At 74.3% G+C, this 9,031-nt stretch carries 7 protein-coding genes and 4 tRNA genes; 9 read left to right on the top strand and 2 right to left on the bottom strand.

The window, feature by feature from the left end; genetic code table 11:
- The 6 genes from ABD323_RS01490 to ABD323_RS01465 form a co-directional block, all read left to right on the top strand.
- On the top strand, nt 1-1,378 hold a 1,378-nt coding region (locus tag ABD323_RS01490; protein ID WP_344438029.1), incomplete at its 5' end, for a LytR C-terminal domain-containing protein.
- 138 nt (nt 1,379-1,516) lie between these two features.
- Nucleotides 1,517-1,960, top strand: a complete 444-nt coding sequence (gene rsfS, locus ABD323_RS01485; protein ID WP_344438026.1) for a ribosome silencing factor — start codon at nt 1,517-1,519, stop codon at nt 1,958-1,960.
- Nucleotides 1,957-2,604: a histidine phosphatase family protein gene (locus ABD323_RS01480; protein WP_344438052.1), complete on the top strand. Its 648-nt coding sequence runs from the start codon at nt 1,957-1,959 to the stop codon at nt 2,602-2,604. Before rsfS ends, ABD323_RS01480 begins: the two co-directional genes overlap by 4 nt.
- Before the next feature lie 161 nt (nt 2,605-2,765).
- A tRNA-Ala gene (locus ABD323_RS01475) sits at nt 2,766-2,838 on the top strand.
- Nucleotides 2,839-2,875: 37 nt separating this feature from the next.
- Nucleotides 2,876-2,948: transfer RNA gene (locus ABD323_RS01470), tRNA-Ala, on the top strand.
- Nucleotides 2,949-2,985: 37 nt separating this feature from the next.
- A tRNA-Ala gene (locus tag ABD323_RS01465) sits at nt 2,986-3,058 on the top strand.
- Nucleotides 3,059-3,133: 75 nt separating this feature from the next.
- Here the strand turns inward: ABD323_RS01465 and ABD323_RS01460 are convergent.
- Nucleotides 3,134-4,120: a helix-turn-helix transcriptional regulator gene (locus ABD323_RS01460; protein WP_344438024.1), complete on the bottom strand. Its 987-nt coding sequence runs from the start codon at nt 4,118-4,120 to the stop codon at nt 3,134-3,136.
- Nucleotides 4,121-4,221: 101 nt separating this feature from the next.
- Between ABD323_RS01460 and ABD323_RS01455 the strand changes: the two genes are divergently transcribed.
- Both ABD323_RS01455 and ABD323_RS01450 read left to right on the top strand, forming a co-directional pair.
- Nucleotides 4,222-5,709: an MFS transporter gene (locus ABD323_RS01455; RefSeq protein ID WP_344438022.1), complete on the top strand. Its 1,488-nt coding sequence runs from the start codon at nt 4,222-4,224 to the stop codon at nt 5,707-5,709.
- Between the two features lie 140 nt (nt 5,710-5,849).
- Nucleotides 5,850-5,922: transfer RNA gene (locus ABD323_RS01450), tRNA-Ala, on the top strand.
- Between the two features lie 120 nt (nt 5,923-6,042).
- On the opposite strand, the gene ABD323_RS01445 is transcribed toward ABD323_RS01450, so the two are convergent.
- On the bottom strand, nt 6,043-7,215 hold the full coding sequence (locus ABD323_RS01445) for an MFS transporter (protein WP_344438019.1): 1,173 nt from the start codon (nt 7,213-7,215) through the stop codon (nt 6,043-6,045).
- Between the two features lie 344 nt (nt 7,216-7,559).
- Here ABD323_RS01445 and ABD323_RS01440 point away from each other — a divergent pair, with 344 nt between their 5' ends.
- Complete coding sequence (locus tag ABD323_RS01440) at nt 7,560-8,984, top strand: NsdA family TPR-like regulatory protein (protein WP_344438017.1); 1,425 nt, start codon at nt 7,560-7,562, stop codon at nt 8,982-8,984.
- Nucleotides 8,985-9,031 lie beyond the last annotated feature (47 nt).

Raw genomic sequence — 9,031 nt, 5'->3', positions numbered from 1 at the left:
CGCACCGCCGCGGACCCGCCGCCCGGCCGAGCCCGCCACCGGCGCGACCGGCCGGGCGAGCGCGCCCGCCGAGCCCTCGGAGCAGGTCGGCGGCAGCCGGCCGGCCGCCAAGGGCGCCCGCTCGGCGGGTCAGGACTCCTACCAGACCGGCGAGTTCACCTTCGTCGACGAGGAGGCGGAGGAGTCCGAGGACGTCATCGACTGGCTGAAGTTCGCCGAGTCGCGCACCGAGCGGCGCGACGAGCGCCGCCGCAAGCTGCGCACCCGGCTGCTCGGGGCGGCCGTGGCGCTGGTCGTGGCGGCCGGTGCCACCACGGGCTACCTCTACTTCACCGGCAAGCTGGGCAGCTCGCAGAGCGCCGCCGCGGCGGCCGGTCCGCGCAGCGTGGTGGTGGTCCACCTGCGCGACCTGCAGGGCAAGGTCAGCACCGCGCTGCTGGTCAACGACGCCCCCGGGCGCAAGGGCTCGATCCTGCTGCTGCCGGACGGCCTGCTGTTGCCGTCCTCCGGTGACTCGCCGACCACCCCGCTGGGCCAGTCGATGGACTCGATCGGCCCGGCCGCCACCCGCGACGCGCTGGCCACCATGCTGGGCGCCCCGGTGGCCGGCACCTGGCGCCTGGACACCCCCTACCTGCAACTGCTGGTCGCCCAGTTGGGCGGGGTCAAGGTCGACACCGACGCGCAGATCACCGGCCCGGACGGCAAGGCGCTGGTCGAGAAGGGCAGCCAGCGCACCCTCTCCGGCCAGGCCGCGGTGGCCTACGCCACCTACCAGGCGCCCGGCGAGAGCCGCGAGGCCCAGCTCAAGCGGTTCGGCGCGGTGCTGGGCGCGGTGGTCGCCACCATGCCCACCGCGCTGGCCGACGCGACCGACGACGTGCACCGGATGAACGCCGTGCTGGACCCCTCGCTGCCCGAGAAGGCGCTGGCCGGTCTGCTCGCCGAACTCGCCCAGCAGGTCAAGGACGGCCACTTCGGCACCAGCGAGCTGCCCCTCAAGGCGGACGGCACGCTGGACGAGGCCAAGGCCGGTCCGCTGGTCAAGGACGTGCTCGGCAGCACCGTGCACCTGGCGGCCGCCACCGGGGCGCCGGCCCGGGTCGGCATCCTGGACGGCAGCGGGAACGACGCGGCGGCCACCGCCGCGCAGGTCCAGGTGATCAACAGCGGCCTCAACTACGTCTCCACCAGCAAGGGCCCGGCCCAGGCGACCACCGAGATCCGCTACACCGACGACGGCCGGCTGGCCGCCGCGAAGTCGCTGGCCGCCAGCCTCGGGCTGCCGGACGGCGTGGTGAAGAAGGTCACGGACGCGCAGACCGCCGACCTCGTGCTGGTGCTGGGCAAGGACTACCAGGTGCCCAAGGCGCCGTAGCGGCGCGGGCACGGCGGCGGCGCGGGCCGGACGGGCGGTGCGGGCCGGGCGCCCCCGGGTCGGGAAACTCCGGCCGGGGGGCGCCCGGTGGCGTGAGATCCTGGATGGGAACCGATGTCACCGAGCCGGAAGAACACCGTGACCGCTACAGAACACTCGCAGGACCTGATCAACGTCGCCGCCCAGGCCGCGGCCGACAAGCTGGCGCACAACCTGATCGCCTTCGACGTCAGCGACGTGCTGTCGATCACCGACGCGTTCCTGATCGCCTCGGCGGCCAACGACCGCCAGGTGAAGGCCATCGCCGAGGCGATCGAGGAGCAGCTGCGCGAGCAGCTCGACGTCAAGCCGGTGCGCCGCGAAGGCGAGCGCGAGGGCCGCTGGATCCTGCTGGACTACCTGGACATCGTCGTGCACGTCCAGCACTCCGAGGAGCGCTCCTTCTACTCCCTGGACCGGCTCTGGAAGGACTGCCCCGAGCTGCCGCTGCCGGCGGACGCCATGGCCACCCGCAACCGCCCCGAGGAGGCCGCCTCCGACGAGGCCGGCAACGCGGTCGGCTTCATCGAGGACTTCAGCTGAGCAGCCGAGCGGGGGGACCGCGGATCGTCTTCTGGCGGCACGGCCAGACCTCCTGGAACCTGGAGTCCCGGTTCCAGGGCAGCACGGACATCGCGCTGACCGAGGCCGGCGTCGAGCAGGCCCGGCGGGCCTCGCGCCTGCTGGCCGGCCTGCAGCCGGACCTGCTGATCTCCTCGGACCTGCAGCGGGCGGCCGACACCGCCGCCGAGCTGTCCCGGTTGACCGGCCTGGACGTGCAGCACCACGAGGGCCTGCGGGAGACCTACGCGGGGACCTGGCAGGGCCTGACGCACGACGAGATCCGCGCGCAGTACCCCGAGGACTACGCGGCGTTCGGGCGCGGTGAGGCGGTGCGCCGCGGCGGCGGCGAGCTGAGCTCCGAGGTCGCCGACCGGTCCGTGCCGGTGGTGCTGGAGGCCGTCGAGAAGCTGCCCGAGAACGGCACCCTGGTGGTGGTCAGCCACGGCGGCACCATCCGGACCATGCTCGGCCGGCTGCTCGACCTGGACCCCGTCCAGTGGGAGTGCTTCGGCGGGCTCTCCAACTGCTGCTGGTCGGTGCTCGGCCGCGGAGCACGCGGCTGGCGGCTGCTGGAGCACAACGCGGGCACGCTGCCGGTGCCGGTGATCGGCGACGACACCTGATCCGCGCGGGCGATCCGCGTGCGGAGGCGATCCGCACGCGGCGGGCCGGCCGCTCGTCCGCGCGGCCGGGATTTCGTAGTTCCGGGCCTGACCAGCTAGAGTCTTCCTCGTTCGCAGGAAAGAACGCGGCCCGCGAGGGCGGCGGGAGATCCTCCGAGTGCGGGGCTGTAGCTCAGTTGGTAGAGCGCTTGCATGGCATGCAAGAGGTCCGGGGTTCAATTCCCCGTAGCTCCACTCCGCACCCGAGGTCCGTCAGGACGGCGTGTGTCGCGGGGCTGTAGCTCAGTTGGTAGAGCGCTTGCATGGCATGCAAGAGGTCCGGGGTTCAATTCCCCGTAGCTCCACTCCGCACCCGAGGTCCGTCAGGACGGCGTGTGTCGCGGGGCTGTAGCTCAGTTGGTAGAGCGCTTGCATGGCATGCAAGAGGTCCGGGGTTCAATTCCCCGTAGCTCCACAGGACGGTCGAGGCCGGCACCCCCCCAGGGGGTGCCGGCCTTCGACGTTCCCGGCCGACGCCGGGGGTGCCCGGTCAGTCGTGCTCGTGGTCGGTGACCGCGGCCCGCGGGTGCGCGGTGACCCACTCCAGGTGTTCGCGGTCCCGCGCGGTGCGCGGCGTGTAGACGACCATGTAGAGCTCGGGGGCGCCCGGCATGGTCAGGTACGAGGCGTTCACCCGGATCTCGCCGACCCCCGCGTGCCGGAAGACCTTGAGCACGGTGGTGGCCGGTGCCACCCGCTGGCGGTCCCAGAGCTCCCGGAAACGCGGGCTGGCCCGGCTCAGGTCCCGGATGTACGCCTCCCAGAGCGGCTCGCCCACGTGCCGGCCGTAGGACGCCCGCAGCACCCCGACCATCCGCGGGAACTCCTGCTCGCGGTTGAGGAAGGGGTTGCAGCAGTCGGGCACCGTGAAGGCGCACCACATTGAGTTGCGCCGCCCGTCGGGCGCGCTGCCCCGGATGACGCCCGGGAAGAGCGCGTCGTAGGCCGGGTTGGAGGCCAGCACGTCGTAGCGGCTGTTGCAGATCGCGGCGGGCATCGGCGTCAGGCCGTCCAGGATCACCCGCATCGCCGGGTCGACGGTGGGGCAGAGCAGCGGTTCGAGGGCGACCTGAAGGCCGGCCAGCCGCAGCAGGTGACCGTGCTCGACGGTGTCCAGCAGCAGGGCGCGGGCGACGGCCGTCATCACCTGCTCGCTCGCGTTGATCGGCCGGCCCTGCTCGAGCCAGGTGTACCAGGTGACCCCGACCCCGGCGAGCTGCGCGACCTCCTCGCGGCGCAGCCCCGGCGTGCGGCGGCGCGGTCCGGGTGGCAGGCCGACGTCCTGCGGGGTGACCCGGGCCCGGCAGGCCTTGAGGAAGGCCGCCAGCTCGGTGCGGCGGGCCTGGGCGGTGGTGGCTGCGGGTGCGACTGCGGTGGTGGGCGTCGTGGCGGGTGCGGCGGTGGGCGCGGTGGCGGGCGCGGTGGTCGGTGGAGCGGGGTGGGTCGGTGGAGCGGTCGGCGTCTGTGGCACGGTCATCCCCCTGGCGTGACTGAGCGGTCGGGCCGCTGCCGGGTGCTCGCGGTACCAGGATCAGCAGGCTCTAACCACCAGTATCCGCGAGCCCGCAGGCTGGGCACATGACGGACCTCTCGACCCGCCGGCCGTCGTCGGCCGGCCCAGCCACGCCCACCGAACCCCCCGCCGCCGCACGCCCGTTCGAAGCCCCCGCCGCGCCCGCGCGCCCCGGGCTGCTCCTGCTGCTCATCCTGACCGGCCAGTTCATGGCCGTGCTGGACGTCTCGATCGTCAACGTGGCGGTCCCCACCATCCGGGTCGACCTGCACGCCTCGGGCGCCGCGCTGCAACTGGTCATCGCCGGCTACACGATCGCCTACGCGGTGCTGCTGATCACCGGCGCCCGGCTCGGTGCGCGGTTCGGCCACCGCCGGCTCTTCCAACTCGGCCTGGCCGGCTTCACCGCCGCCTCGCTGGCCTGCGGCCTGGCCCCGGACACCGCGAGCCTGATCGCCTTCCGGCTGCTGCAGGGACTGGGCGCGGCGCTGATGGTGCCTCAGGTGATGAGCCTGATCCAGCGCACCTTCACCGGCACCGCCCGCTCCCGCGCGCTGGGCGTCTACACGGCGGTGCTGGCCGGCGGCAGCGTGGCCGGGCAGGTGCTGGGTGGCGTGCTGGTCAGCGCGGACCTCTTCGGCTCCGGCTGGCGGCCGGTCTTCCTGGTCAACGTGCCGATCGGCCTGGTCCTGCTGGCGGCCGGCCACCGGCTGCTGCCGCGGCTGTCGGTGGACCGCGAGCGCCGCTTCGACGTCGCGGGCCTGCTGGTGCTGGCCGCCGCGATCGGCCTGCTGGTGGTCCCGCTGGTGCTCGGCCACGAGCTGCACTGGCCGCTCTGGGGGTGGCTGATGCTGGCCGGCTCGGCGCTGGCGCTGGCCCTGTTCGTGCTGGTCGAGCGCCGGATCGCGGCCCGTGGCGGCCAGCCGTTGATCCACGGCCGGGTGCTGCGCGCACCCGGGCTGCTGCCGGCCGCGGTGACGATCTTCCTGATCATGTTCGGCTTCTCCGGCTTCATGTTCGCCTTCGCCCTGCACCTGCAGGCGGGCCTGGGCGACAGTGCGCTGCGGGCCGGTCTGACCTTCGGCCCGATCGCGGTCGGCTTCGGGCTCTCCGGCCTGCACTGGCACCGGCTGCCCGCACGGCTGCACCCGCCGCTGCCGGTGCTCGCGCTGCTGGCGGTGGTGCCCGGCTACCTGGCCCTGGGTCTGCTGCTGGGCTCCGGCGACCAGCTCGGGCTCGGCGGCGAGCTGCTGCTGCTCGCGCTGGGCCTGTGCTCCGGCTGCGCCTACAGCCCGGTCTTCGCCCGGGCGCTGGGCCGGGTCGCCCAGCAGGACGCGGCCGATGCCAGCGGTGCGCTGGTGACCGTGATCCAGCTCGGCCAGGTGGTCGGGGTGGCGCTGCTGGGCACGGTCTTCCTCAGCTCGGTGGACTACCCGGCCCGCGCGGCGCTCTCGGGCCACGCGCTGGAGGTGACCTGCGCGCTGCTCGCGGCCAGCGCGGCGCTGGCGGCGCTGTCCGCGGCCCGGACCCGGCCCGCGGGGTCGGCCGGCTGAGCCCGGCGGGAGGGTCCGTGGGGATCCCGGTGCCGCCCGTGCGGGGCGGCGCCGGGAACGGATTCGTGAAGCACCCTGCAGACCGTGTAAAGTAAGACATGTCGCCGCGGGAAACCGGGGGCGGCAAAAAAATGCATCTTGGGGCTGTAGCTCAGTTGGTAGAGCGCTTGCATGGCATGCAAGAGGTCCGGGGTTCAATTCCCCGTAGCTCCACAGTGACAGAGGCCGTCTCCCGTATCGGGAGGCGGCCTCTGGGCGTTCCGGGCTCGGTGCGGCCGGCGCCCTCGGTGCGGGCCGGCCGCCGGTGCGGTGGGCGCCCGTGCTGCCGGTGGGTCAGACCGACGGGCGCGGCGCCTTCGGGGCGCGGGTCAGCTGCGGCAGGACGGCCGCCACCACGGTGATCGCGCCGAGCACCAGGAACGCCGTCCCGTAGCTGGAGTGCGCGGCCAGCTGGGAGACCAGCAGCGGCCCGGCGATCCCGGCCAGGCTCCAGCCGATCAGCATCAGGCCGTAGACCGCGCCCGCGTGCGCCAGGCCGAAGAACTCCGAGGCGGCCGCGGGCATGGTGGCGAAGCCGCCGCCGAAGGAGAGGCAGACCAGCGCCGCCAGCGGCAGGAAGAGCGCGGGCGAGGCCACCTGGGAGAGCGCGATCAGGCAGAGCCCCTGCGAGGCGAGCATCAGCACGAAGGCGTTCATCAGACCGGTCCGCCCCGAGAGCCAGCCCCAGAGCGGGCGGCCGACGGTGTTGAAGACGCCGAGCGCGCCGGTCAGCGCGGCGGCCGCGGTCGGGCTCAGGCCCGTCAGGCTGCCGGCCGCCGGGGCGACGACCGAGAGCATGCTGATCCCGGCGGCGGTGTTGAAGAAGAGCACCAGGGTCAGCAGGTACCACTGACGGGTGCGCAGCGCCTGGGCCGGCCGGTAGCCGCGGGCGCCGCTCTGGGCCGGCACCACCGCCGGCCGCGGCGGGTTGTGGAAGAACGCGGCGCCGGTCAGCGTGGTGACCAGGAAGAGCCCGCCGAGGACCAGCAGCACCCGGGCGGGGTTGGCGGCGAAGTGGGTGACCAGCAGCCGGGTCAGCGGCGCGCTGAGCACCGAGCCCAGGCCGAACCCACCGGTGGCGATCGCGGCGGCCAGCGCCCGGTGCGAGGGGAACCAGCGCTGCAGCAGGGTGGTCGGCACGATGTAGCCCAGGCCCAGGCCGACCCCGCTGATCACGCCGTAGCCGAGCAGCACCAGCCAGAAGTCGCCGCGCCCCTGCGCGCAGCCGGCCAGCAGGAAGCCGCCCGCGTAGAGCACGCCGGCCAGCAGGGCGATGCCGCGCGGTGGCCGACGGCTCATCAGCAGTCCGCCGAGCACGGTGCCGAGGAAGACCAGCGCGTGCGCGGCGGCGAATGGCAGGCCCGCCTCGTCGCGGCCCAGCGCGAAGCTGCTGGTCGGGGACTGCAGTCCCGCGGAGAGGATGCTCCAGGAGTACACCGACCCGTAGGCCAGCTGGTTCAGCACCACGGCCGCGGCCACCAGGCCGCGCCGGCGGCCGATCCGCCGGCCCAGCGACCGTCGCGGCGGCGCTGTGGCCGGGGCGGAGCCAGAGGGAGAGAACAGGGCAGCTGACTGCACGAGAGGTCACCGCTTCCGGGAAAGGACACATCGGGATTTCCGGACTGTCCTACGCTGCGTGACCATCTGGAGTTACGTCCTCGTCGAGGTCACGCCACTGACCTGGTGATTTCGCTGGACCGTTCGGCGGCGGGCAACTACTTGGAGTGACTGTTCGGCGTGTCGCCCGGCAGTCGTCGGCGGTCTCCCGGGGACCGTCGCGCGGCCCGGGGGCGGAGCGCTACCGTCGGGCCATGGCCGACCTGGAACGGAAGCGGAACGAAGAGCTGGCCCGGATACTGCACCAGCTCGCCTGGAGCCCCGAGCGACTGGCTCGCGAGGTCAACCTGCTGCTGCCGCAGGCGCTGGCGATCAGCAAGACCGCGCCGTACAAGTGGCGCGACCGCGGCATGGTGCCGCGGGCGCCGCACGACCAGACGGTCTGCGAGGTGCTCAGCCGCGCGGTGGGCATCGCCGTGACGTACCAGCAGCTCTGGGGGCGGATGGGCAGCCACCGCGGCGCCCGGGTGCTCTCCGCGCTGCTGCTCACCGACGCGTGGGACGCCGACACCGCGCAGCTGGCCCTGCGCGAGGCCGCCGCCGACGCCGTGCCGGTCCGGCTGACCGACCTGTTCCGCGGCGACGCGCTGGCCCGGGTGGCGTCGCACTGGGCCGAACCGGCGCCCGCGGTCACCGGCGGGGAGGGCGCGCTGCGGATCGCCCCCTCGCAGCTGAGCGACCTGCGGCTCGGTCACGACAGCAAGCGACGGCTCGAACGTTCCTGCGGCGGCGGCCTGGTGCTCGCCCCGGCCCGCGCCGAACTCGCCATGGCGGGAAAGCTGCTGGAGCTCGGCAGCTACGCCTTCGACGAGCGGCTGGGGCGCGGACTGTACGGCGAGGCGGCGCGGCTGGCCCACCTGGTGGGGCGGGCCAACGACGACCTGGGGCACGAGGCGGCCGCCCAGCGGGCCTTCGTCGCCGCGCTGCGGGCGGCCCAGCTCTCCGGTGACCTGCGGCTGGGGGCGGGCATCCTGGGCAGCCTGGTCGTCCAGATCACCCACCACTCGGCGCACACCGCCGGGCGCGGCGCCGACCCGGTGGCGCTGCTGGACATCGGGCTCGCGGCGGCCGACGGCCTGCTCACCCCGCGCCAGCGGGCCCGCCAGCTGGGCCGCAGCGCGCTGGCGCACGGCTGGCAGGGGGACCGGGCGGGCGTCGAGGCCGCCTCGACGCGCGCCTTCGCGCTGCTGGAGCAGCAGGGCGCGGGGGAGGCCGGCGACGGCGGCGCGGGAGGTGGGGACGCTGCGGGCGACAGTGGTGCGGTCGGTGCGGACGCGGGCGGTGCGGGTGCGGGTGGTGGGGTCCGTGCGGACGACCGGGCCGAGCTGGCCGGGCTGGTGGGGGAGGGCTACCTCTTCCTGGACGACCACGGGCGGGCCCGGCCGCTGCTGATCCGGGCGGTGCGCGAGCTGAGCGCCGAACGGGCCCGTGACCGCGCGCTGTTGATGGTCCGGCTGGCCGACTCCTACCGGCGCACCGGCGAGCGCGAGCAGGCCGCCCGGACGGCCGACCAGGCCCGGCGGCTGGCCGCCGGCATGCAGTCCGGGCGGGTGGCCCGGGCCCTGCGGGACATCGACGCGGCCCTGCGGGAGGTCGACGCCGCCCAGCGGCCGGCCTGACCTGCGGGGCACCCGGTTAGGCTGCCTGACGCGGGGGCGGCCAAGTC

The sequence above is a fragment of the Kitasatospora nipponensis genome, from assembly GCF_039528135.1.
Lineage (GTDB): Bacteria > Actinomycetota > Actinomycetes > Streptomycetales > Streptomycetaceae > Kitasatospora > Kitasatospora nipponensis.
Note: the sequence above shows the minus strand (reverse complement) of the source record. Positions and strands in the feature narration are given on the sequence as shown.

Excerpts from the sequence above, each read along its gene's own strand:
- ABD323_RS01460 (WP_344438024.1), bottom strand. The coding sequence starts at position 4,120 with ATGACCGTGCCACAGACGCCGACCGCTCCACCGACCCACCCCGCTCCA.
- ABD323_RS01440 (WP_344438017.1), top strand. The coding sequence starts at position 7,560 with ATGGCCGACCTGGAACGGAAGCGGAACGAAGAGCTGGCCCGGATACTG.
- ABD323_RS01455 (WP_344438022.1), top strand. The coding sequence starts at position 4,222 with ATGACGGACCTCTCGACCCGCCGGCCGTCGTCGGCCGGCCCAGCCACG.